Genomic DNA, 23,563 nt, shown 5'->3' on the forward strand with positions numbered 1-23,563 from the left:
GTGAGGCGGGCGCAGGGGCGTCAGGCGGGGACGCGGCCCACCGCGCCGTCGATGCGGAGCCGGGGTGGCGCGTCGAGCAGCGGGATGCGGGTGTCGTCGGGGCCGATGTGCCAGTCCTGCACGGGCACGAGCCCAGGCCCGATGAGCTCGAATCCCTCGAACAGCGCCAGCACCTCCTCGCGGGTGCGGAACCTGGACTGCACGGGCGAGCCCGCCGCACCGGCCTGGAGCTGGGCGATGGCCTCGGGGTCGCTCTCGGCCATGGCGTGGGAGATCACCAGGTGGCTGCCCGGCGCCATGCGCTTCTTGAACGCGGCCACGATGCCGGCCGGATCCTCCTCGTCCATGATGAAGTGCAGCACGCCGACCATGAGCACGCACACCGGCTGGTCGAAGTCGATGAGGCCGGTGACGTGGGGGTCGGCGAGGATGTCGCCGGGACGGCGCAGGTCGGCCTGGATGCCGGCGACGCCGGGCGAGTCGGCGAGCAGCACCTGCGCGTGCAGGCGTACGACGGGGTCGTAGTCGACGTAGATCACCCGGCAGGCCGGGTGCACCGAGCGTACGGTCTCGTGGATGCTGGGCGAGGTCGGGATGCCGGTGCCGAGGTCGATGTACTGGCGGATGCCCTGCTCGGCGAGATGCCTGACCACTTCAACCTGGAACTGCCTGTTGGCCCTGGCGACCAGGCGGCTGTCGGGCGCGACCTTGAGGAGGCGTTCGGCCATCTGGCGGTCCACCGCCAGGTTGTCCTTGCCACCGAGCAGGTAGTCGTAGACCCGCGCGGAGCTGGGGACGTTGGGGTCGACGCCGGGTGGTACCCGCTCAAGCTCGGTCACAGGGCCGTCTCCTTCGCCACGGGCAGCTTGGCCGTCATATTACTCGGCGGTCGGCTTCCATACCCGGCGTGTGCCTGCCTCAGGCATGAAGGTACTGTCCTCGGCGTACGGAATTACCGCCTCATGACCGATGCGCTGAGGGCATGAGCCTGTGCATCCTGGTGGGGACGGGTCCGGCGCGAGGGCTCGTTCCGGACCTGAGAGGAGTCGCGAGGGCATGGACAACGCGACAGGCCGCCCGACCGTGATCTTGGACAACGGCGTCGTCGGCAGGGTGGTGCTGGCGCATCCGTCCCAGCGCGACCTCGTGCTCGTGCTCGCCATGGACGGCACCTTGCTGAGCTGCCGGCTCGACGACATCGCCTGCGTGCTGGGCGGCGACCCGCTGTGCCGCGACGGCTGATCACCCCACGGGTGACACCATCGGGCTGGGGACGGCCGACCACCCCGCGGATGGCGGCACCGGACCGCGGACGACCGACCACCCGCAGGTGACGCCGCCCGGCCCGGTCAGCCCTTCAGGAAGCGTTCGATCCCGTCCGCCATCGCGGCGGCCATGCGCTGGCGGAACGCGGGGTCGGACATCTTGGCCGCGTCGCCCTTGTTGCGCATGTTGCCGCACTCGATGAACACCGCGGGCCGCGTCGACAGGTTGAGCCCGCCGAGGTCGGTGCGGGTCTGCAGGCCGTTGCGCGCGGTGTAGTTCGCGTACGGCATGCCGGTGCCCTCGCGGTAGGCGTCGCGGACGTCGCGGCCGAGCCGACGGGACGGCTTGATGACGGCCTCGTTGTGCCCCTTGATCAGCCCCGGCATGATCACGTGGAAGCCGTGGCCGCTCGGCGCGGCGCCGTCGCCGTGGATGGACAGCACCGCGTCGGCCTCGGCCTTGTTGCCGATGGCGGCCCGCTCGGTGATGCAGGGGCCGACGCCCTTGTCGTTGGGCCGGGTGAGCACGACCTTGGCGCCCTTGCTCTCCAGGATGGGCCGGAGCCGGGTGGCCACGTCCCAGGTGAAGGCGTGCTCCTGGTAGCCGGCGGCGGTCTGGGTGCCGGTGGTGTTGCACGGCTTGCGTCCGGTGATGATGTCGACCGGCCGGTTGATCTCCTCAGGGTGCGAGGCGTTGCCGCCGTTGTGGCCGGGGTCGATCACCACGACCTTGCCCGCCAGCGGGCCCGAGCCGGGTGTTCCGGTCGCGGTGGGCGAACCGGCGACGGGGGTCTCGCGTACGGCGGGCGCCGCCTCGTCACCCCCGCATCCGGCGACCAGGCCGACCGGCGCCACCAGCGTGATCAGCGTGATCAGCAGGGCCGTACGGGTACGCATGCCGAGGGCCGTACCCGGGCTGTTCATCGCTCACCGCCCGGCAGCGAGGGCTCGTCGTGCTTGCGGATGACGTACGGCGGCAGCGCGAGCGCGTGCAGGCCGGTCGTCCGCAGCACCTCGATCGAGTGCTCCGGCGTCTCGGCCAGCGGCTCTCCCGGGCCGTGCAGCGAGGTGTTGATGAGCACCGGTACGCCGGTGAGCGCGTTCCACTCAGTCAGCAGCGCGTGCAGGAAGGGCGTGCTCGACCGTTCCACCGTCTGCGGGCGCGCGGTGCCGTCCACGTGGGTGATGCCGGGCAGCCGGTCGCGGTAGCCGGGACGTACGGGGACGACGAACTGGCCGAACGGCGACGGGCGGTCCACCTCGAAGACGCGCCCGGCGTGCTCGGCCGGCACCAGCGAGGCCAGCGGGCGGAACCACTCGCGGCCCTTGACCTCGAAGTTGATGTAGTCCTGCATGACCGGGTTGCGCGGGTCGGCGAGAACGCTTCGGTTGCCGAGCGCTCTCGGGCCGGACTCACTGCGTCCCTGGTGCAGGCCCACCACCCGGCCGCTCGCGAGCAGCCCGGCCACCTCGGCGGCCAGGTCGGCGGGGCGCTCGGCGTACAGGCCGGCGGGCAGGCCACGTACGGCCGCCTCGATCGCGTTGTCGTCCTGGTCGGGGCCGAGGAAGTCGTCGCCCCAGCGGAACCCGCTCTCGACCTCCAGGTGCTCGATCAGTCCATACAGGGCGCAGCCGACCGCGGTGCCGCCGGTGTGCGGGCTCGGCGGTATGAACACCTCGCGGAACGGCGACTCGCGGACGATCCTGGCGTTGGCCGCGCAGTTGAGCGCCGCGCCGCCCGCGTAGGCCAGGGCGTCCAGACCGGTCCTGTCGTGCAGCCAGGCGGCGAGGCGGATCAGCGCCCGTTCGAAGGCGCGCTGACCGGCGGCGGCCAGGTTCGCGGCGCGGCGGAACTCCTCGCCGCCCGGCTCGTAGACGTAGTCGTCGCGGCGGGCGAAGAGCTCGCACCAGGCGGGCGGGATGTGCACCTCGTGGCCGCGTACGTCGAGGTCGGGCAGGCCGAGCGCGTCGGGGTCGCCGAACGCGGCCAGCGCCGCCACCTTGCCCTCGTCGCTCTCATCGCCCTGGCTCTCCGGCCAGATCATCGCGGTCAGCAGCGCGTAGAAGCTCCCGAGCCCGGCCGGCCGCTCCCAGTCGCCGTCCCAGAGCTGCTTGGCCAGGCACTCCACGCGTCCGCGCGTGCACCGGTAGAAGGAGGCGACCTCCATCAGGTCGCCGCCGGTGCCGGGCGGCAGCTCGACCTGCTCGGTGAAGTCCCTCACGTGGCTGCCCCGCGTACCGATCACCAGCCCGGCCGCCTCCTCGAACGGCGACGGGTGGAACGCGCTGTAGATGTGCGAGAGGTGGTGCGAGACCAGCACGACCTGCGCGCCGTCCTTGAGCCCGAGCGTCTCGCGCACCTCCTGCTGGTACGCGACCGCGTGCTCGATCTCGGTGTCCGACGAGTAGCCCTCGACCACGAGGTCCACCGGCTCCTTGAGCAGGGGCATGGCGGGCAGGTAGCGGTCGGACAGGTCGCCGAGCCGGCCCCAGTGGTGCTTCCTGCGGCTGATCCGTTCCTTTTGCAGGCTGTACATGCCCGACTCGCCGAGGGCGACGGCGATGGAACCATCCTGGGTGCGATTTATCCCGACAACAATGGGGAAGTCCGCCATCTCGCTGCCTCCTGATCGTGATCTCGGGCACCGATACCCCAGGCCAGAACAAGTGGATCTCCCAACCGCGTAAGGGGCACGTCAGCTCTTAGCGGCCGAAGCCCTAACGGCTGAGACCGGGCCGGTCACGGGCGGTGAAGCCGCGGACGTGCAGGAAGCAGGCCGGGCGGCCGGCTGTTCAACCTCCGGCCCGCCATCCGCACCGCCACCGCCGCCGACGCGGCCAAGGCCGCCGAGCTCATCGCCACCGCGTCCGCCGGGCTGCGCTCCGTGACCTACCTGGTGCCCGAACGCGGGCAGCGGCACCGGGTGCTGACCGGCGGCTTCCTGACCAGCGTCGAGCAGGGCATCGAGCAGGGCGAGGTGCCCATGATCGGCTCAGGCGCGCACTGGCCGGTGGCCCGGCACGCACTGATCCATACCACCTCAGCATCGCTCTCTCCGCGCGGTTCACAGACCGGCGGCCATGGCTCATCGTGTGGGTGATCGCCCACGCCACCGGCCAGCACCCCCGGCCGGTCGTGGCCGCCCCCCCCAACACCTGCCGGAGGGAGTCCTCATGGTCCGACGGATGCTCGTCGCGTTAGGCGCGGCCTTACTCGTGCTCAGCCTCGCGCCGCCCGCCCAGGCCGCCCAGGGAGAGGTGTACGTCGCGCTCGGCGACTCGGCCGCCGCAGGCCCGCTCATCCCGAACCAGATCGGCCCTCACTACGGCTGCTGGCGCTCCGACCGCAACTACGCCCACCTGACCGCCCAGGCCATCGGCGCGCGCGAGCTGCGCGACGCCACCTGCTCGGGCGCCAAGACCGACGACCTGTACGAGTCCCAGAACACCGACCTCGGCGACGTGCCGCCCCAGTTCGACGCGCTCGGCCAGGACACGACGCTGGTCACGCTGCAGATCGGCGCCAACGACCTCGGCCTGACCGACTTCATCGAGGACTGCCTCAACCTGCTGCCCCCGCCCGTCGGCGACGCCTGCAACGACGACTACGTGGTGAACGGCCAGGACAAGTGGCGTGTGGAGACCGACGCGTTACGCCCGCGGCTGCTCAGCGTCATCTCCGACATCCGCGCCCGCGCTCCGCAGGCGCGGATCTTCGTGGTCGGGTACGCCACGTACGCGCCGCCGGACGGCTGCTACCCGCGCGTCCCGATCATCCGCGCCGACGCCAACTACATCAGGGCCACGCTGATGTACTTCAACCGGATGCTCGCCGAGCAGGCCGCCGCGGCCGGTGCCGGCTTCATCGACCTGCAGACCCCGAGCGCCGACCACTCCCCGTGCGCCTCGTCGAGCCAGCGGTGGATCGAGCCGTACGTGCCCGCCTCCCCCGCCGCGCCCTTCCACCCGAACGCGCGCGGCATGCAGAACTTCGCCACCATCGTCACCGGCGCCGTCAGCTCCGACCTGTGATCGCCCCCGCCGGTCCCGTCACCGTCAGGGGCGGGGCCGGCGACGCAGACCGGCGCCAGGACCGGCGCGGGATCCGGCGACACGGACCGGCGCGATAGCGACGCCGGATCCGGCGACACGGACCGGCGCGATAGCGACGCGGGAGCCGATGAGCCGGGACGCGTGCGATGAAAGTTTCAGCGTCTTGCCACGGGCGCACCGTGGGCCCGGCCGTGGCGCGCCGCCCGGCCGGGCACGGGGCCGTTGACGGCGCATCAGGGGTTGAGGAGGATCGGGGCGTTCCGTTGGGAGCGCTCCCAAAACGAGCAGAAGGACCTCCATGACCCGATGCCGAGCAGCCTTACTGGCCCTCCTCACCACTCTCGCGTTATCCGCCGTCCCCACCACCGCCCACGCGGCCGACGAGGGACCCGAGCAGATCGTGAACGGCACCTTCGACGACGGCACCGCTCCCTGGTGGGGCACCGAGAACGTCACGCTCGCCGTGGACGACGGCCGGCTGTGCGCCGACATCCCCGGCGGCACCGCGAACCCCTGGGACGTCATCATCGGCCAGAACGACATCCCGCTCGTGGCCGGCGAGACGTACGCCTTCCGCTTCTTCGGCTCCGGCACCCCCGCCAAGGTCGGCAAGGCGCTCATCCAGCTCCCGGTGGACCCGTGGACGCAGTATTTCGCGGCCAACCCCGAGCTGAGCGTCTCGGGCAATGAATACTCCTACACGTTCACCGCCCCCGTGTCGCTGCCGGACGCCCAGGTCGTCTTCCAGCTGGGCGGCAGCGCCGACCCCTGGAGGTTCTGCATGGACGACGTGTCGCTGCGCGGCGGCGCGGAGCCCGAGGAGTACGTGCCGGACACCGGCCCCCGGGTCCGCGTCAACATGGTCGGCTACCTGCCCGGCGGCCCGAAGAAGGCGACGCTGGTGACGTCCGAGACGCAGCCCCTGGAGTGGGAGCTGAAGAACGACGACGGCAAGACCGTGGCCCGCGGCAGGACCGTCCCCAGGGGTGTGGACGCAAGCTCGGGCCAGAACGTGCACACCCTCGACTTCGGCGCCTACCGCAAGGAGGGCACCGGCTACACGTTGAGCGCGGACGGCGAGACCAGCCGCCCGTTCGACATCAAGGAGGACCTGTACGACGAGCTGCCGACGGACGCGCTGAAGTTCTACTATCCGCAGCGCAGCGGCATCGAGATCCTCGACAGCCTCAGGCCCGGCTACGGCCGCCCGGCCGGTCACGTGGGCGTCGCCCCGAACCAGGGTGACGTGGAGGTGCCGTGCCAGCCCGGCGTCTGCGACTACACGCTGAACGTCAAGGGCGGCTGGTACGACGCCGGCGACCACGGCAAGTACGTCGTCAACGGCGGCATCTCGGTGCACCAGCTCATGTCCGCGTACGAGCGGAACAAGGCCGCCTTCGGCGACGGCCAGCTCGAGATCCCGGAGAGCGGCAACGGCCGCCCGGACATCCTCGACGAGGCCCGCTGGGAGCTTGAGTTCCTGCTGAGCATGCAGGTGCCGGACGGCAAGCCGTTCGAGGGCATGGCGCACCACAAGATCCACGACCGGGAGTGGACGGGCCTGCCGCTGCTGCCGCACCTCGACCCGCAGCCGCGCGAGCTGCACCCGCCGTCCACCGCGGCCACGCTGAACCTGGCCGCGACGGCGGCGCAGGCGGCCCGGCTCTTCGCGCCGTACGACGCGGAGTTCGCCGGGAAGAGCCTGGCGGCCGCGCGCAAGGCGTGGGCGGCGGCCAAGACGAACCCGGACAAGTACGCCGACCCGAACGACGGCGTCGGCGGTGGCGCGTACAACGACTCCGATGTGACCGACGAGTTCTACTGGGCGGCGGCGGAGCTGTTCATCACGACCGGTGAGAAGGAGTTCAGGGACTTCGTGCTGGCGTCGCCGCACCACACGGGCGACATCTGGCGCGACCGGGGCTTCGACTGGGGCAACACCGCCCAGCTCGGCCGCCTGGAGCTGGCGACCGTGCCGAACGCGCTGCCGGACCGCGAGCAGGTGCGCCAGTCGGTGGTCGAAGGCGCGGAGAAGTACCTGGCGATCCAGCGGGCGCACCCGTACGGCATCCCGTACGACGTGCCCGACTACGACTGGGGCTCCAACAACCTGATCCTGAACAACCTGGTCGTGCTGGCCACCGCGTACGACCTGACGGGCGAGGAGAAGTACCGGGCCGCGGTGCGCGAGGGCATGGACTACATCCTCGGCCGCAACGCGCTCAACCAGTCGTACGTGACCGGCTACGGCGAGGTGGCCTCGAAGAACCAGCACAGCCGCTGGTACGCCCGCCAGCTCAACCCCGACCTGCCCAACCCGCCGCGCGGCACGCTCGCGGGCGGTCCCAACTCCTCCATCCAGGACCCGATCGCGCAGCGCCTGCTGAAGGGCTGCAAGCCGCAGTTCTGCTACATCGACGACATCGAGTCGTGGTCGACCAACGAGCTGACCATCAACTGGAACTCGCCGCTCGCCTGGGTCTCGGCGTTCCTGGCCGACAGGGGCGAGCGGTCGGACTGCCGGGTGCGCTACTCGGCGCACGGCGCGTGGCCCGGCGGGTTCACCACCCAGGTCGTGGTCGAGAATCGCGGGAAGAAGGCGGTGGACGGCTGGGAGCTGCGCTGGTCGTTCCTGGCCGGGCAGCGGGTCGGGCACGCCTGGGGCGCGGCGATCTCGCAGTCCGGCTCGGTGGTGACGGCCAAGAGCACGGACTGGAACGGCCGGATCAAGCCGGGCGACGTGGTGACGTTCGGCTTCAACGGCACCAACCCGTCGGGGCCGAACCCGGCGCCCGAGGTCTTCCACCTGAACGGCGCCCGCTGCCGATGAGACCGAAACTCGCTGCCGAATCGCCCGGATTCTGGTAGTTACGTCCTGGTACGGCAGGAAGACCACTACGCTGCCGGACGGAGCCGTAACCGGCCGCCCCCGCGACCGGACCGGCTTCGTCGTCCCGCCCTTCCACCTGCGCCCGCGCAGGGTGCGGAGGCGCCGCGCCCGCCGTGAAGCGGGCGACGGCGTCGCGGAGGAGAGGGGAACGGGCCCTGGCGGCGCCGGAACGTCTCGACCCCGGTCGCCGGGACGGGTGCGCTGACACCCGACCGGCTGTCCGGGAGGCGAGGCCCCGGTGCACGGCCATCGCCAGGGCCCGCTTTCACTCGGCCCGCCCGCATGAGCCGGCTCACGCCCGCACCTCGACCGGCCGCATCACCTCCCCGCCCGGCCGTCAGCCGGCTCACGCCCGCACACCCTCCCACCCCCGACCGGCCGCAAGCCCACCCAGGACCGCCGCATCACCTCCCCGCCCGGCCGTCAGCCGGCTCACGCCCGCACACCCTCCCACCCCCGACCGGCCGTGAGCCGACCCAGGCCCGTCGCATGTCCCCCGGTCGGCCGTGAGCCGTTTGAGGGCGGGATACGTGGAAGAGGGCATGACGTTGTGGCGAATCGCGCTCCTGCCCCTGCTCCTCCTGCTCCCCAGCACGTCCATGCCGCCCGCCCAGGCGACGGCGGCGGACCGGGCGACGGGCAAGCGGGTGCTGGTGGAGCTGCGCAAGGAGGGGGGTTTCGCGGGCCTGCTCGACCGCGTGACCGTGCACGCCGACGGATGCGCGCGCTTCGACCGGCGCAGAGGGCGGGCGATGGGCGCGTGCCTGACCGCCGGGGAGCTGCGCAGGCTGCGAACCCACCTGCGCGCGCTGCGGCTGGGCGCGCCGGAGCCGCCGCCGCAGGGGGCCGACTTCATCAAGTACACGCTGGCCTACGACGGGCGGCGGGTCAGCCGCTACTCGCTTCCGCCGACCTGGAAGCCGGTCGTGACCGACCTGGAGCGGGCGCTGGAGAAGTACTGGAAGCCCAGGTGAGCGGGTCTGAGCCGCCCGGTCGCGGGCAGGAGGACGGCGTGCTGAGTATCGGGGCGCCGCTCTCGCTGTCCGGCCGGTTCGCCCGGTTCGGTGAGCAGGCCGCGCGCGGGCTCGCCGCCTGGCGCTCGCTCGCGGACGGCGCCGAGCTGCTGGTCGAGGACGACCGCAGCGACCCGGACACGCTGGAGCGGGTGCTGCGCGACCTGGCGGGCCGGTGCGACCTGCTGCTCGGGCCGTACTCGGTGGGCCTGGTACGCCGGGCCGGGCAGGTGGCCGTGGACGAGGGGCTGCTGCTGTGGAACCACGGCGGCTCTGGCGGCCCGGCCTTCCCCGGGCACGTGGTCCCGGTGCTCACCCCCGCGTACCGGTACGCCGAACCGTTCGTCCGGCACCTGGTGCGCAGCGGCGACTTCCGGCCGCTGTGGATCGTCCAGGGCAAGGGCCGCTTCGCCCGCGAGGTGGCGCTCGGCGCGCAGCTTCAGGCGCGGGTGGCGGGGCTGGCGGTGACCGCGCGGCAGCCGCGCGAGCCGTCGTGGCACCTGTTCAGCGCGGGCTCGTTCGAGGAGGACGTCGCCGCGGTGACGCGGATCGAGGTGCCCGGCGCGGTGTGCGCGGTGGCGGCAGGTGTGCGGGCGTTCGGCGGCGCCGTACCGGATCCGCGCGGCGTCTACGGCGTCGGCCAGTGGTTCCCGGGCAGCGGGCCCGAGCCGGCGATCGGGTGCGCCGAGCGGGAGTTCATCGCCGCGTACGGCGCGCCGCCCGACTACCCCGCCGTCCAGGCCGCGGCCGCCGCGATCATCGCCGTGCACTGCGCGGGCCTCGCGGGCGGCACCGCGCGCGAGGACCTCTGGCAGGCCGCCGCCGGGCTGCGCACCACCACCCTGTACGGCGCGTTCGCCCTCGACCCTGGCACCGGCGTGCAGACCGGCCACCGTACGGTGCTCACCCGCTGGGAGCCGGACGGCCCGGTGCGCTTCGGGCGCGGGTGAAGCTCTCAGAACGCGAGTAATGCCCCCTGAGAACGCGAGTGATGCCCCTCAGCGCGCGAGTGCAACCCCCTCAGAACCCAAGTGAAGCCCCCACAACGCGGGTGAAGCCCCTAGCACCGGTAAAGAGCCTCATCACCTCGTAAAGCTCTCCATCAAGTGATTGACCGGGAGGCCGGGGCACAATTAGCGTCGCCCTATGACTCCCGCTGAGAGCACCCAGGCCGACCTCATACTCAAGGTCGCGACCCAGCTCTTCGCGGCGCTCGGCTACGACGGCACCTCCACCCGCCAGATCGCCGAGGCCGCCGGGCTGAACATCGCCACCGTCAACTACCACGTGGGCGGCAAGCGGGAGCTGTATCTCGCGGTCATGGAGCGAGCCCACCAGGCGGAGAAGGCGGCGCTGGAACGCGCGCTCGAACGCCTGCCGGGCGGCGACCCGGTGGCCGCGCTGCACCGGCTCGCCGACGACTACCTCGACTTCTGCGTCGACCACCCCGAGGTGCCGGCCCTGTGGATGCACCGCTGGCTCTCCGACGCGGGCGACATCACCCAGCTCGAACGCCAATACGTCAAGCCGCTCATGGAAGCGGTGAGCGCGGCGCTGCGGCCCGCCGTCGAGTCGGGGCTGATCTCCCCTGAGGCCGACGTGGAGTACACCGTCTGGACCGTCATCTGGGCCGTGCACGGCTTCGCCAAGGGCGGCGTGCTCGACGCGGAGGGCCGCCGCAGGGCGGCGGGTGACCGGGCGGCGCTGCGCCGCTTCCGCACCCACCTGCACCACGTCGTGCACCGCACGCTCGGCCTGCCCGGCGACCCCCGGTGACCGCCCGCGGTGCCGTCGCGCTCGGGCGCGGCCGGTTGCTCGGCTACGGCATCGGCTCGGTCGGCACCGGCGTGTTCTCCGCCGTCCCCGGGCTGCTGCTGCTCTACTACCTGACCGACATGCTGGGCGTGCCCGCGGCGGTGGCCGGGGCCGTGCTGGTCGCGCCCAAGATCTGGGACGTGCTGCTGAACCCGCTGGTCGGCGCCGCGAGCGACCGCGAGGCCGTGCGGACCGGCCGCAGGACGCGGCTGCTGATGGCCGGTGCGGTGGCGCTGCCGGTGGCGTTCGCGCTGATGTTCAGCGTGCCGGGCGACGTGCCGGGGGCGGTCTGGTCGGGGGCGGCGTTCCTGCTCGCGGCCACCGCGTTCGCCTGCTTCCAGGTCCCGTACGTCGCCCTGCCCGCCGAGATGTCGCCCGACCAGGGCGAGCGGACCAGGATCATGTCCTGGCGGGTGGTCTGCCTGACGGTCGGCATCCTGGTCGCGGGCGGCCTGGCCCCTGCCCTGGTGGACGTGGCGGGCGGCGGCAGGCCCGGCTACGCGGTGATGGGCGTGACGATCGGCGCGATCATGGGCGCGGCGCTGGTCGCCGCGACGCTGGCCACCCGGTGGGTGCCGTCGCTGCCGGGGCAGCGCCAGCTCGGCCCCATGGCGGCCTTCCGGCTGGCCAGGGGCAACCGGCCGTTCTTCGTGCTGCTGGCCGCGTTCGTGACGCAGGCGCTGGCGGTGGCGGTGATGCTGGCGGGCGCGCCGTACGTGGCGGCGTACCGGCTGGGCGACGACGGGCTGACCTCGGTGATGTTCGTCTGCCTCGTCGGGCCGAGCATGCTCGCCGTGCCCGTCTGGGCCAGGCTGGCGCGCGCCCACGGGACGGTGCGCTGCTACTTCGCCGCGTCCGCCGGCTTCTGCGCGATCGCGGTGGCGTTGATCTGGGCCATCGCGGCGGGCGGCCTAGTCCCCACGCTGGCGCTGACCGCGCTGGCCGGCGTCTGCTACGCGGCGCTGCAACTGCTGCCGCTGTCGCTGCTGCCGGACACCGTGCACGCCGACGCGGCGCGTACCGGGCAGACGCAGGCGGGGGCGTTCACCGGGCTGTGGACGGCCGGCGAGACGGCGGGCCTGGCGCTCGGCCCCGGCCTGTACGCGCTGGTCCTCGCCGCCTCCGGGTTCGTCTCCGCCGCGACGGAGTCGCCGGTCGCGCAACCGGCGGGCGCGCTGACCGGGCTGCTGCTCGGGTTCACCGCGCTGCCCGCCCTGCTCATGCTGATCAGCCTGCCGTTCATCCTCCGGTACGGCAGGCTCGCCCTCACGAGAAAGGAGGCCGCGTGAACCTGCCCCCGGCCGGACGATCGACCGAGGACCTGCTGGCGGAGATCGCCCGGCTCAAGGAGCACGACCTGCCGGTACGCGGCGGCCAGGTGACCGCCTACGTCTACGACACCGGGCGGGCCGCCGTGCACGACGCCGCCACCCGGGCCTACCTGGAGATGCTGGAGGTCAACTGCCTCGACCCGACCGCGTTCCCCAGCGTGGTCGCGATGGAGCGGCAGGTCGTCGGCGCGGTCAGCGACCTGCTCGGCGGTGGTCACGGGATCTTCACCAGCGGCGGCACCGAGTCGATCATGCTGGCCGTCAAAGCCGCCCGCGACTTCGCCGCCGCAAAAGACCGCGCCACCGCAGACAGCGCAACCGCAGACAGCGCAACCGCAGACGGGGCCACCGCAGACGGGGCCGCGCGGCGCCTCGCCCCGGGCGAGCGGCCGAACCTGGTGCTGCCGGTCACCGCGCACCCCGCCTTCCACAAGGCCGCCCACTACCTGGGCGTCGAGGTGAAGCCGGTGCCGGTGGACCTGGAGACGTACAAGGTGCGGCCCGGCGACGTGGCGGCCGCGATCGACGAGCGCACGATCCTGGTCGTCGTCTCCGCGCCGTCCTACCCGCAGGGCGTGATCGACCCGGTCGAGGAGGTCGCGGCGCTGGCCGCGCGTGCGGGGATCCCGTGCCACGTGGACGCGTGCGTGGGCGGATGGCTGCTGCCCTGGTTACGCGAGGCGGGCGCGCCGGTGCCGCCGTTCGACCTGTCGGTGCCGGGCGTCACGTCGCTCTCCTGCGACCTGCACAAGTTCGGCTACGCCCCCAAGGGCGCGTCGGTGCTGCTGTTCGCCGATCCGGCGATGCGCCGCAAGGCGTACTTCGCGTCGGCGGACTGGCCCGGGTACACGATCATCAACGCGACCGTGCAGAGCTCGCGCTCGGCCGGGCCGCTCGGCGGCGCGTGGGCCACGCTGCAGGCGCTGGGCCGCGAGGGCTACCTGGAGCTGGGCCGGGCCACGTGGGAGGCGACCCGCAGGCTGCGCGACGGCCTGTCCGGGATCCCCGGGCTGCGGGTGCTGGGCGAGCCGGAGTCGTCGCTGGTGGCCTTCACCGGCGCGGACGTGGACGTGTTCGTGCTGGCCGACGAGGCGCGGGCGCGCGGCTGGTTCCTGCAGCCGCAGCTTTCGTACGCGGGCATCCCCGCGAACCTGCACGTCACGGTCACCGGCGTCACGCTGGCCGGGGTGGACGCCATGCTGAAGGTGATCGCCGAGTCGGCGCACGCCGCCCGCGAGCGCGGCCCTGCGGTACTGCCGGAGGGGCTGGTCGAGCTGGTCGCCGGGCTCGATCTGGAGGCGATCGACGACGCGACGTTCGCCGAGCTGAGCGCCTCTGTCGGCGTGGACCTGCGGCCGGGCTCGGGACAGCCGGAGATGGCCATGGTGAACGCCGTGCTCGACGCGCTGCCCCCGGCGTCGAGGGAGGCGGTGCTGGTGCGCTTCCTGTCGGTCATCTACGGCGACTGACGCAAGGCGCGCCCCCGTGCGAGGCGCTCGCCTGGACGGTGGCCGCGGTCAGATGGGAAAGTTCGCCTCGATGCGCTGTCCGCCGTCCGGCAGCGGGCCGCACTCCAGCGTGCCGCCCGCCAGCTCCACCTGCCGCCGCAGATCGAGCAGGTCCATGGCGGAGGTGGCGGTGAAGTGCGGCGGGCCGGCGTCGGGGCGGCCGCAGGTATGCCGGACGCACACGCGTACCGTGCCGGGCAGCCACCGTACGAGCACCCGCGCGCCCGCTCCCGGCGCGTGCTTGCGCGCGTGCGCCAGCGCGGTCTCCACCACCACGTACGCCGTGCGCCCCACCTGGCCGGGCACCGGCGCGGGCTCGCCGTCCACCGACAGCTCGACCGGCAGCCCGTCCCTGGCCGCGTCGATGACCAGGGGCCGCAGGTCGGGCAGCGGCAGCCCGAGGTCGAAGCCCTCGCCGGTGCCGCGCCGTAACAGCGCGACCATGTGGCGCAGCTCGTCCAGCGTCTCCGTACCGGCCGCCCTGATCTCCTCAGCCGCCGCCCTGGCCCGCTCGTCACCGGTGCTCATCGCGAGCACGCCGGCCTGGAGCACCATGCGGCTGACCCGGTGGATGACGACGTCGTGCAGCTCGCCGGCCAGCCGTTCGCGCTCGATGCGCTGCTCCCGCTCGGCCAGCTCGGCGCGCAGGCGCTCCCTGACGCGGACGTAGCGGCCGTACATGACGGACAGGGCGAGCGCGGCCTCGGTGCGGCCGGCCAGCGGAAGCCGGTCGGGCAGCGCGAACACGCCGAGCGCCAGCACGGCCAGCGGGAGCCAGCGGGCGGGCGTGCGGGCGGCCGACGCGAAGGCCATCACGCCGTAGGCGGCGAACGGACCGGCGGGCGGCCAGATCGGGGCGTCGGCCACGGGAGGCGGCACGGCCGAGGGCAAGAGCACCGACAGGACGGGCAGCGCGACCGCCGTGCCCGCGCAGATCCAGGCCACGACGAGCGGCGCGCGGCGCAGCCACAGCACCGGCACCGCCGCCGCGAGCAGGATCGCCAGGACCGCGCCCCGGTGGCCGGTCGCGAGGGTCAAGCCGGCCGCGACCAGGACCGCGAGGGCGTCGATCGGTCGCGGGCGGGCACCGTCCACCGCATCATCGTACGATCACCCGCCGTGCCTGCCCACCCCTGTTCCAGTAGCCGGTCAGACCCGGGTGATCCGGACGGCGTCGGCGATGACGTAACCGGAGGCCGATGTCCAGCGGCTCACCCCGACGACGTTGTAGGTGCCGGCGTTGAGGGAGAAGGTCCCCAAGGAGCGCCAGGCGCCGCCGCCGCTGCGCTGGTCGACGGTGACCGTCCGGTTCCCGCCCGATGCGGCCACGATGTACGGCGTCGCGCTGTTGTAGCCCGCGTCGGCCGGATACCACACCTCGACCCGGTAGGTGCCCGCGCTCGGGATCGCGGCGCGGAACCACGCGGGGTCGCTGGCCGCGACCGGCTCGGCGAAGCGGTAGTCGGCTCCGTGGCGCTGCCCCGAGTACGCGGACGTGCCCCAGGACGAGCTCGCCGTGAACCCGGAGTCGGCGTTGTCCACCACGACGCTGAACCCGCTGTCGCCGTCGCCTTCCGGCGCGCGGCCCTGGCTGGGCGCGCTCTCCTGGTGGGTGCGGTTGAGCGCGGTCACGTAGTAGGTGGGCGAGGACGTCGGCGCGGGGTCGGTGAACGTCTTCTGCCTGGTCGTGCCGATGAGGTTCCTGGCGTCGGCGAACGAGCACTCGTCCGCGGTCCCGTCCACCCGGTAGACCGCGTACGCGGTGCCGGAGCCGTTCCATGCGAGCTGCACGCCGCCGCCGGAGCGGGTGGCCGAGGTGATCGACGGCGCGGCGGGCGCGGCGGCGGAGCCGCGCGCCGGCACCAGCGCCGGCCTGCCGTAGTGGTCGCGGACGACCCTGGTGAACGCGCCGATCCTGTCGGCCTTGACGTCCTTGGCGCTGAAGAAGACGTCACCGGTGATCTCGGGGTGATTGCGGTTGTCGGTGAGGTGGTCGCTCAGCTCGGCCGGGTCCTGCCAGGCGGGGTCCTGCCCGGACGCGCCCGCGCGGTAGGCGGCCTGGCCGACGACGAGCTGCACGCCGGTGCCCCTGACCACGTCGGACCACCAGGCGGTGAGCACCTCGTACGCGGCGGTGCCGAAGCCGATGTGCCAGTAGATCTGCGGCGCGAGGTAGTCGACCCAGCCCTGCTTGACCCAGGTGCGGCTGTCGGCGTAGATCGCGTCGTACGACTGCAGGCCCGAGGTGCGCGAGCCGAGCGGGTCGGTGGAGGCGTTGCGCCAGATGCCGAACGGGCTGATGCCGAACGCGACGTGCGGCTTGGCGGCGTGGATGCGCTGGTCGAGCTCGCGGACCAGGCGGTTGACGTTGTCGCGCCGCCAGTCGCCGATGTCGCCGAACGAGCCGCCGTAGCGGGCGTAGGTGTCGGCGTCGGGGATGCTCTCGCCGCTGACCGGATAGGGGTAGAAGTAGTCGTCGAGGTGCACGCCGTCCACGTCGTACCTGCTGACGGCGTCCATGATCGCGTCTTCGATGAAGTCGCGGACCTCCGGGATGCCGGGGTTGTAGTAGAGCTTGCCGCCGTAGGCGAAGCGCCAGTCCGGGTGCTGCCGCGCGGGATGCGTGGAGACCAGCCTGGACGGGTCGGCGTGGTTGGCGATCCGGTACGGGTTGAACCAGGCGTGGAACTCCAGGTTCCTGGCGTGGGCCTCGGCGACCATGAAGGCCAGCGGGTCGTAGCCGGGGTCGCGGCCCTGGGTGCCGGTCAGCCACTGGGACCATGGCTCGTACGGCGACGGCCAGAATGCGTCGGCCGTCGGCCTGACCTGCACGATCACGGCGTTCATGCGCTTGGAGACGGCGAGGTCGAGCCAGGCGCGGAACTCCGCCTGCTGTGCCGAGACGCTGAGCCCGGTGCGGCTCGGCCAGTCGATGTTGGCCACGGAGGAGATCCACATGGCGCGGAGCTGGCGCTTGGGGGTCGCGGGGTCGGGGGTGCAGGCCGCTGCCGCGGCGGAGACGGGGTTCACGAGGCTGAGGAGCGCGGCGGTGAGCGCCGCCAGGACGATACGCGGAAGCGCGGTCACGAAGGGAAGTTTCAGCGCAATTGACGGCGAGCGCAATAGTTTTCAGAAAGATCGCTATGTCAAGGCCACGCTAGAGGGAGAGAATTTTCACTTAACTCAGAAGTAATGTCAATTATCGACATTAGTCAGGAGATTGCCGTAGCGTGCTGGCGTCACGTCTGTGAACGAGGAGCCCTCCATGACTCTCGCCCGCACGCGATTAGCAGCCCTCGCCACCGCGATCCTCACCCTCATCCTCGTCGGCGCAGGCCGGCCGGCCTGGTCCCAGACCGCCGCCGAATCCCCGCTGGCCACCGCCTTCGCCAAGGCGGCGCAGACGCACGACGTACCGCGTGACCTGCTGGTCGCGCTCGCCTACGCCGAGACCCACCTCGACGGGCACGACGGCGAGCCGAGCGCCAGCGGCGGCTACGGCGTCATGCACCTGGTCAGCAACCCCACCAACCACTCGCTCGAACAGGCGGAGAAGCTCACCGGCATCCCCGCCGACAAGCTCAAGACCGACGACGCGTCCAACATCCTCGGCGGCGCGGCCGTCCTGCGCGCCCACGCCGACGCGCTCGGCCTCGACGAGACCGCGAGGAAGGACCCGGGCCGCTGGTACAAGGCCGTCGCCAAGTACGGCAACGCCAGTTCGCCCGAGCTGGCCCGCCTGTACGCCGACGCCGTCTACGAGCAGCTCGGCCTCGGCATCGACATCCGCGGCGTGCGCGTCGCGCCTCAGGAGGTCACCGCCGACCGCGGGGAGTACGCCAAGGCCCGCGACCTGAACGCGCGTGCGAGCGACAAGTCCGGCCAGGCCGCCGACGGCCCCGTCGGCATCGCCAGCCCCGACTACCCGCCCGCCGCCTGGGTCGCCGCCAGCTCCAGCAACTACCGCGTCTCCAACCGCGAGACCAGCTACAACATCGACCGCGTCGTCATCCACGTGACGCAGGGCTCCTACGCGGGCACCATCTCCTGGTTCCAGAACCCCTCCGCGCAGGTCTCCGCCCACTACGTGGTCAGGTCCTCCGACGGCGCCATCACCCAGATGGTCCGTGACAAGGACGTCGCCTGGCACGCGGGCAACTCCAGCTACAACAACCGCTCGATCGGCATCGAGCACGAGGGCTGGGTCAACGACGCCTCGTGGTTCACCGACGCCATGTACCGGTCGTCCGCCGCGCTGGTCCGCTACCTGTGCGACAAGTACGGCATTCCGAAGAACCGGACCGGCATCATCGGCCACAGCGAGGTGCCCGGCGCGACCCACACCGACCCCGGCTCGAACTGGAACTGGACCACGTACATGAACTACGTGACCGGTGGCGGCACCCCGACCTGGCAGACCACGGTCGACAACGCCACCGCCGGCCAGTTCACCGCCAGCGAGAACTGGGGCACCTCCGCCTACTCCAGCCAGCGCTACGGGACCAACTACCGCTTCGCCGAGCCGGTCGCCGCCAGCGACCCGGCCTGGTACTCCGCGACCATCCCCAGCGCCGGCACGTACCAGATCGAGGTCTGGTATCCGGCCGACCCCGGCTATAACAGCTCGGCGCCCTACATAGTGGCGACATCGAGCGGCAACCAGACCGTGTACGTCGATCAACGATCAGGCGGCGGATCCTGGCGCTCCATCGGAACCTTCTCCTTGAACGCGGGCACGTACAACGTGGTCGCAGTGAGCCGCTGGACCGGCGGCACCGGCCTCGTCATCGCCGACGCCGTCCGCATCAGCCGCTGACCCTCCAGGAACCACGGCCCGCGCCTGCTACCTCCCGGGCGCGGGCCGTCTCCTGTGCAGGCGCCGTCTTCTGCTCCCCGGCGAATCCCGCCGGCCCAGGCGCTCGGCCTGCCACCGGCGGACTGAACGGGTCAGGCGGCGGCGCCGCCGTCCACGACGTGGTCGGTGCCGACCACGAAGCTCGACTCCTCCGACGACAGCCACAGCGCGGCGGCGGCGATCTCCTCAGGCGTGGCGACCCGGCCGATCGGCAGCGCCGCCTTCATGCGGGCGTCGCGGTCCTCGCGGGTCTCGCCGGGCCGCAGGGACATGGGCGAGTCGATCGGGCCGGGGCTGAGCGCGTTGATGCGGACGCCGTCGGCGATGTGGTCGCGGGCGGCGGTCCTGGTCAGATGACTGACCGCGGCCTTGGACGCGACGTACGCGCTCGCGCCCGGCCGCCGGTAGTGCGCGCCGAGGTTGGAGGCGACGTTCACGATGACGCCGCCGCCGTGGGCCCGCATGTAGGCGATCTCGTGCTTCATCGACAGGAACACGCCCTTGAGGTTGACCGCGATGACGTCGTCCCAGGTGTCCTCGTCGTAGTCGGCGAGCGGCGCGACCGCGCCGAAGACGCCGGCCGCGTTGAGCGCGACGTCGAGGCGGCCGTAGCGGGTGGCGGCGGCCTCGACCATGCCGGCGACCGAGGCCGAGGAGGTGATGTCCACGGCGTACGCGCTCGCCCGGCCGCCGCTCCCCTCGATCTCCTTCACCAGCTCGGCGAGCCGGGCCTCGTCGCGGCCCGCGGCCAGGACGGCCGCGCCCTCCCTGGCGTACGCGAGGGCCGATGCCCGCCCCACGACTCCGCTCGCGCCCGTGACGAGCGCGACCTTCCCCTCGAACCGTCGCACCATCATTCAATACCAATCGTTCTCATATTTGCACCGCCACCATGGCCTGATCGACCGCGTCGCGCAGCCTGCGCGGGTCAGGGTCGGCCCTCGCGAGCACCTGAAGCCCCTGCAGCAGCACGAGCAGGAACCTGGCCAGGGCCTGCGGGTCCTTGCTCTCGGGGATCTCGCCCTGGGCGCGGGCCCGGGTGAGCGCGCCGGCCAGCGCGGTCTCCAGCTCCGTCCAGCTCGCCGCCACCTTCGCGAGCACGCCGGGGTCGCGGGAGGCGAACTCGACGGCCGAGTTGACCACCATGCAGCCCCGCCGCAGCTCGTCGGCCAGGCAGGTGGCCACGTACGAGTCGAGGAAGGCGCGTACGGCGGGCACCGCGGGCCCCGGCTGCGCGAGCGGGCCGATCACATCGCGCCGGCGCAGGTAGCGGTCGAGCGCCTTGATGTAGAGCTCGCGCTTGCCGCCGAACGTGGCGTAGATGCTCGCCTTGGCCACGCCGAGCCGCTCGACGAGGTCGTTCATCGAGGTCGACTCGTAGCCGCGCTCCCAGAACAGCTCCAGGGCGCGCTGCAGCGCCACGTCCGGGTCGAACTCCTTGGTCCTTGCCACGGACGTGACGCTAGCAGTATCGAGACCGATCGGTCAAAAATCTATCTGGGAGTGAGGACCCAGTCCCAAGAGCGGCTCTCCTCGTTGTCGGTGTTGGCGGCGAGCTGGGTCATCTCGGAGCCGTCCACGCTGACCAGCACCAGCCCGTTGTTGAACTCGTTCTCGCACTTGCCCGCGCAGCCGAGCGCGATGACGTGCTGGTCGTCCGCCCAGGCGAGCAGCCGCAGCACCCGCTGCCGGCCGGCCACCTTGCCCGTCTCGATGTCGGTGATCCTCGTGGGCAGCCCGTCGGGGCCGAGCAGCAGGCGGCCGTCCGGCGAGAGCGCCGAATGGCGCGAGTGGCGGACATAGCGCTGCCCTTTCGGCGCGTCCGCCGTGCGGCCGTCGATCGTGTACCAGACGCGGTCGGACCTGCTGATCGTGGGGCCCCAGATCAGCTTGCCGTCGAGGCTCCAGTCGAGGTCCTGGCGGGCGTTCGCCTCGGGCTGCGAGAGGTAGGTGCGGTCCGTGGTCCGCGGCCGGGAGATGGTGGACTGACCGGAAGTCGGCAGCGGCGCCAGCTCGCGGTACTCGTACACGCCCGCCGGCACGTCGATCACGTAGTAACCGGTGCGCGGGCTGGGCTGTTTCTGGGGCATGAGCTGGCCGGGCTGGTCCTTCACGGGCTCGAAGACGTCCGGATACGACGAGTACGCGGTGGCGAGGATCTTGGTACCGTCCGGCGACCAGGCGACCGAGGCCACGTCGTGGTCCAGCTCGTACCAGTCGATGATGCTCCGGGTGTTCAGGTCGAGCACGCCCACCCGGTTGCCCATCAGGTCGCCCTCGATGACGGCCGCGACCTGGAGCCCGGGGGCGACGTCCACCCACGCGTACGGGGTCCGCGCGTAACCGCCGCTCGCCGGGTCGTACACCGACCAGGTCCGCCGCTCCCGCACCATGCCGTCCTCGGTCTTCTCCCTGGTGGTCACGTAGTACGCCGACACGGCCAGGTTCCCCGCGGCGATCAGCTTGGCCGGCGGGACGTTCCCGGTGTCGGTGCGCACGTCCGTGGGCGCGGGCGAGGGCCGGACGGGGAGCTCCACGCCCTGTGCGGGCTGGACGTCGGGCTCCTGCCGCATGGTGACGAACACGGCGACGGCCGCGATCATCGCGCCGACGAGCAGCGCGGCGCCCAGCGGCAGCCAGAGGGAGCGCCTGCCGCGCAGCGCCCGGTCGGCGAGGTCGTGCGGCACCCTGACCTCGTCGGCCCACTCATTGAACGTGTCGCGCAGCAGCCTGGTCACCTGGCCACCTCCTTCATCTCCTGGGCCAGCTCGGGGGCGATCTCGCGCAGCCGTGCCAGCGACCGGTGCGCGGTGCTGCGTACGTTGCCGACGGAGCAGCCCAGCACCCGCGCCACCTCCTGCTCCGGCAGGTCCTCGAAATAGCGCAGCACCAGCACCGCCCGCTGCCGGGCGGTGAGCCTGGCCAGGGCCGAGCGCAACATCAGGCGTAGCTCGCTCTGATGGTGGGCATCGCGGGCCGCGCGTTCGGGCAGGATCGGCTGCACCACCTCGGGCCTGCGCACGCGCGCCCGCCACCAGCTCACCTGCTGGCGGTACATGATCTGCCTGACGTACGCCTCCGGCGCCGCCACCTGCCGCCATCTGCCCGCCAGCTTCGCCAGCGCCGTCTGCACCAGGTCTTCGGCCGCGTGCTGGTCCCCGCCGGTCAGCAGAAACCCGAGCCGCATGAGGGCAGGCGAACGATCGGCGACGAACTCGCGGAACAGTGGCTCGTCCGCGGCGTCCACGGTCACCTCCAAGGGAATCGACTATCACCCTTGCAGACGCCGTGCGGCCGCGCCGCTATGCGACCTAGCGCATGATGTCCGGGTCGTCGTCGTCCGTCATGGAGCCGAGGTGGTCCCGTACGGGCTTGTCCTCCGCGGCTCGCTGCCTGGGCACCTCCAGCAGGCCGAGCGTGTCCTGCTCGCCCCTGCGGGTGATCACCTCGTTGATGGCCTCGGTCAGCTCCCGCCTGTCGTAGTCGCCTTCCGTCAGCTCGTTGAGGTGTCCGAGCAGGTCGGCGGGCAGGCCGACGTGCCGGGACGCCTGCGCGTACACCTCTCTCATCGCGACCCGCTCGCGCCCCTGGAACGCCTCGTCGATGGCTTTGCGCAGCTCGTCGAGCACCACGTGATCCGTCATCCGCTCTCCCCCGAAGTTCCGTGGAGCAGGTCGTACGCCTGCTCCGCCACCATGTCCACCGTCACGTCGCGCACCCATGACTCCTCGTGCGGGCAGCGCTCGGCCGCGGGGTCGACGCCGTCGGCGCCGCAGGTCGGGCAGGCCGTGGTCCACGAGATCAGCGGCCGGTGCGCGGCCCTGCTGAGCGGGCCCGCGTTGATGAGGTTGCCGCACCAGTAGACGGCCACCGTAGGGGTGCCGACGGCCGCCGCCAGGTGGCGTGGGCCGGTGTCGTTCGAGATCAGCAGGTCGCAGCGCTCGTACAGGGCGGCGAGGCCGCCGATGCCGAGCACGCCGACGACGGGGATCGCGGGCCCCCGCATGGCCGCGACGACGCCCGCCACCAGGTCCTCCTCGGCGCGGGTGCCGGTCACCACAACGGGCCTGCCGGTACGGTCGGCGACCTCGGCGAAGCGCTCGACCGGCCAGCGCCGCCGCGGGTCGGTCGCGCCGGGATGCACGGCGACCAGCCCGGTGGGCGGCAGGCCGAGCGTGCGGGCCAGCTCGGCGCGGTCGGCGGCGGTCACCTCGATGCGCGGCTCGAGCCCGCCGCCCACCCCGCCCACGAGCGCCGCGACCTGGAGGAAGCGCAGCGTGTCGTGATGGTAGTGGGTGTACGGCAGCCACCGGTCGAGGCTCTCGGCCCCCGGCGCGCGCAGCCCCGCGGTCACCCTGGCCCCGAGCCGCCTGATGAACGGGTTGGAGTAGCGCCCGCCGCCGTGGATCTGCACCGCCAGGTCGAAGCGCCGGTCGCGCAGCTCGTCGTAGAGCGCGTCGGGGGCGGTGCGCCCGTTCTCGTACGTGGACACGCCGGTGATCGGCGGCAGCGCCACCACGTCGTCCACCGGTCCTGGCCGCCCGTCGAGGAACGTCGCGTGCCACGGCGTGGCGAGCAGGGTCAGCTCCGCGTCCGGGTAGGCGCGCTTGAGCGCCTCCAGCGCGGGCACCGCCATGAGGTAGTCGCCGAGCGCGTTGGCCCGCAGCACCGCGATCCGCCGCACTCCGTCGACCGGCCCGGCGTCCATCGCGAGGCCGGGCGACGCGCCCGCGTTCCCGCCCTCCGGGTCGGCCGGTACGAGCACATCGAGGTCTCCAGGGCCCTGCATAGCGGCCTGGCTACCCGCCCCCTATCGCGCCTAACTTCCCTTAT

Annotated in this window: 21 protein-coding genes; 10 read left to right on the forward strand and 11 right to left on the reverse strand. The window is 72.3% G+C overall.

Features of this window, described 5'->3' with window-relative positions; all coding sequences use genetic code 11:
• Nucleotides 1-20: 20 nt before the first annotated feature.
• Entirely contained in the window at nt 21-839 is an 819-nt protein-coding gene (locus AB0K67_RS23285) for an SAM-dependent methyltransferase (protein ID WP_364063728.1), read from the reverse strand.
• Nucleotides 840-1,056: 217 nt separating this feature from the next.
• Between AB0K67_RS23285 and AB0K67_RS23290 the strand changes: the two genes are divergently transcribed.
• Nucleotides 1,057-1,242 (forward strand): hypothetical protein, encoded by a 186-nt coding sequence (locus tag AB0K67_RS23290; protein ID WP_364063731.1) that lies wholly within the window; start codon nt 1,057-1,059, stop codon nt 1,240-1,242.
• Between the two features lie 107 nt (nt 1,243-1,349).
• On the opposite strand, the gene AB0K67_RS23295 is transcribed toward AB0K67_RS23290, so the two are convergent.
• Nucleotides 1,350-2,162, reverse strand: coding sequence for an N-acetylmuramoyl-L-alanine amidase (locus tag AB0K67_RS23295; protein WP_364063734.1), 813 nt, complete (start codon nt 2,160-2,162; stop codon nt 1,350-1,352).
• 23 nt (nt 2,163-2,185) lie between these two features.
• Nucleotides 2,186-3,880 carry a carbamoyltransferase C-terminal domain-containing protein gene (locus AB0K67_RS23300; protein WP_364063737.1) on the reverse strand — a complete coding sequence of 565 codons (1,695 nt, stop codon included), beginning with the start codon at nt 3,878-3,880 and terminating at the stop codon, nt 2,186-2,188.
• Between the two features lie 270 nt (nt 3,881-4,150).
• Here AB0K67_RS23300 and AB0K67_RS23305 point away from each other — a divergent pair, with 270 nt between their 5' ends.
• The 8 genes from AB0K67_RS23305 (at nt 4,151) to AB0K67_RS23340 (ending at nt 13,836) form a co-directional block, all read left to right on the forward strand.
• On the forward strand, nt 4,151-4,366 hold the full coding sequence (locus tag AB0K67_RS23305) for a hypothetical protein (protein WP_364063739.1): 216 nt from the start codon (nt 4,151-4,153) through the stop codon (nt 4,364-4,366).
• 85 nt (nt 4,367-4,451) lie between these two features.
• Nucleotides 4,452-5,297: an SGNH/GDSL hydrolase family protein gene (locus AB0K67_RS23310; RefSeq protein WP_364063742.1), complete on the forward strand. Its 846-nt coding sequence runs from the start codon at nt 4,452-4,454 to the stop codon at nt 5,295-5,297.
• A gap of 319 nt (nt 5,298-5,616) precedes the next feature.
• The gene (locus AB0K67_RS23315; protein ID WP_364063744.1) at nt 5,617-8,148 is read left to right on the forward strand and encodes a glycoside hydrolase family 9 protein; all 2,532 of its coding nucleotides are present in this window, start codon (nt 5,617-5,619) and stop codon (nt 8,146-8,148) included.
• A gap of 602 nt (nt 8,149-8,750) precedes the next feature.
• Nucleotides 8,751-9,182, forward strand: coding sequence for a hypothetical protein (locus AB0K67_RS23320; protein WP_364063746.1), 432 nt, complete (start codon nt 8,751-8,753; stop codon nt 9,180-9,182).
• A gap of 38 nt (nt 9,183-9,220) precedes the next feature.
• On the forward strand, nt 9,221-10,171 hold the full coding sequence (locus tag AB0K67_RS23325; RefSeq protein ID WP_364063749.1) for an ABC transporter substrate-binding protein: 951 nt from the start codon (nt 9,221-9,223) through the stop codon (nt 10,169-10,171).
• A gap of 196 nt (nt 10,172-10,367) precedes the next feature.
• Entirely contained in the window at nt 10,368-10,997 is a 630-nt protein-coding gene (locus tag AB0K67_RS23330) for a TetR/AcrR family transcriptional regulator (RefSeq protein WP_364063751.1), read from the forward strand.
• A complete protein-coding gene (locus AB0K67_RS23335; RefSeq protein WP_364063753.1) occupies nt 10,994-12,325 on the forward strand; it encodes an MFS transporter in 1,332 nt (443 codons plus the stop codon). Before AB0K67_RS23330 ends, AB0K67_RS23335 begins: the two co-directional genes overlap by 4 nt.
• Nucleotides 12,322-13,836 carry an aspartate aminotransferase family protein gene (locus tag AB0K67_RS23340; protein ID WP_364063756.1) on the forward strand — a complete coding sequence of 505 codons (1,515 nt, stop codon included), beginning with the start codon at nt 12,322-12,324 and terminating at the stop codon, nt 13,834-13,836. Before AB0K67_RS23335 ends, AB0K67_RS23340 begins: the two co-directional genes overlap by 4 nt.
• Nucleotides 13,837-13,884: 48 nt before the next feature.
• On the opposite strand, the gene AB0K67_RS23345 is transcribed toward AB0K67_RS23340, so the two are convergent.
• Nucleotides 13,885-14,970 carry a histidine kinase gene (locus AB0K67_RS23345; protein ID WP_364063758.1) on the reverse strand — a complete coding sequence of 362 codons (1,086 nt, stop codon included), beginning with the start codon at nt 14,968-14,970 and terminating at the stop codon, nt 13,885-13,887.
• Between the two features lie 54 nt (nt 14,971-15,024).
• Complete coding sequence (locus AB0K67_RS23350) at nt 15,025-16,962, reverse strand: family 10 glycosylhydrolase (RefSeq protein ID WP_364063761.1); 1,938 nt, start codon at nt 16,960-16,962, stop codon at nt 15,025-15,027.
• A gap of 178 nt (nt 16,963-17,140) precedes the next feature.
• Here AB0K67_RS23350 and AB0K67_RS23355 point away from each other — a divergent pair, with 178 nt between their 5' ends.
• A complete protein-coding gene (locus AB0K67_RS23355) occupies nt 17,141-18,691 on the forward strand; it encodes an N-acetylmuramoyl-L-alanine amidase (RefSeq protein ID WP_364063764.1) in 1,551 nt (516 codons plus the stop codon).
• 131 nt (nt 18,692-18,822) lie between these two features.
• On the opposite strand, the gene AB0K67_RS23360 is transcribed toward AB0K67_RS23355, so the two are convergent.
• The 6 genes from AB0K67_RS23360 to AB0K67_RS23385 all read right to left on the reverse strand — a co-directional run bounded on the left by AB0K67_RS23360 (nt 18,823) and on the right by AB0K67_RS23385 (nt 23,519).
• Nucleotides 18,823-19,587: an SDR family oxidoreductase gene (locus AB0K67_RS23360; RefSeq protein ID WP_364063767.1), complete on the reverse strand. Its 765-nt coding sequence runs from the start codon at nt 19,585-19,587 to the stop codon at nt 18,823-18,825.
• A 16-nt stretch (nt 19,588-19,603) separates the two neighbouring features.
• Nucleotides 19,604-20,182, reverse strand: a complete 579-nt coding sequence (locus AB0K67_RS23365; protein ID WP_364063770.1) for a TetR family transcriptional regulator — start codon at nt 20,180-20,182, stop codon at nt 19,604-19,606.
• A 41-nt stretch (nt 20,183-20,223) separates the two neighbouring features.
• Nucleotides 20,224-21,468, reverse strand: coding sequence for a hypothetical protein (locus tag AB0K67_RS23370; RefSeq protein WP_364063773.1), 1,245 nt, complete (start codon nt 21,466-21,468; stop codon nt 20,224-20,226).
• Nucleotides 21,465-21,977: a SigE family RNA polymerase sigma factor gene (locus AB0K67_RS23375; RefSeq protein WP_364063776.1), complete on the reverse strand. Its 513-nt coding sequence runs from the start codon at nt 21,975-21,977 to the stop codon at nt 21,465-21,467. The genes AB0K67_RS23370 and AB0K67_RS23375 overlap by 4 nt, the downstream gene beginning before the upstream one ends.
• A gap of 64 nt (nt 21,978-22,041) precedes the next feature.
• Nucleotides 22,042-22,374: a hypothetical protein gene (locus AB0K67_RS23380; protein ID WP_364063778.1), complete on the reverse strand. Its 333-nt coding sequence runs from the start codon at nt 22,372-22,374 to the stop codon at nt 22,042-22,044.
• Nucleotides 22,371-23,519 carry a glycosyltransferase family 9 protein gene (locus AB0K67_RS23385; protein WP_364063781.1) on the reverse strand — a complete coding sequence of 383 codons (1,149 nt, stop codon included), beginning with the start codon at nt 23,517-23,519 and terminating at the stop codon, nt 22,371-22,373. Before AB0K67_RS23385 ends, AB0K67_RS23380 begins: the two co-directional genes overlap by 4 nt.
• Nucleotides 23,520-23,563 lie beyond the last annotated feature (44 nt).

Origin of the sequence: Nonomuraea sp. NPDC052634 (genome assembly GCF_040678535.1) — a bacterium.
GTDB lineage: Bacteria > Actinomycetota > Actinomycetes > Streptosporangiales > Streptosporangiaceae > Nonomuraea > Nonomuraea fastidiosa.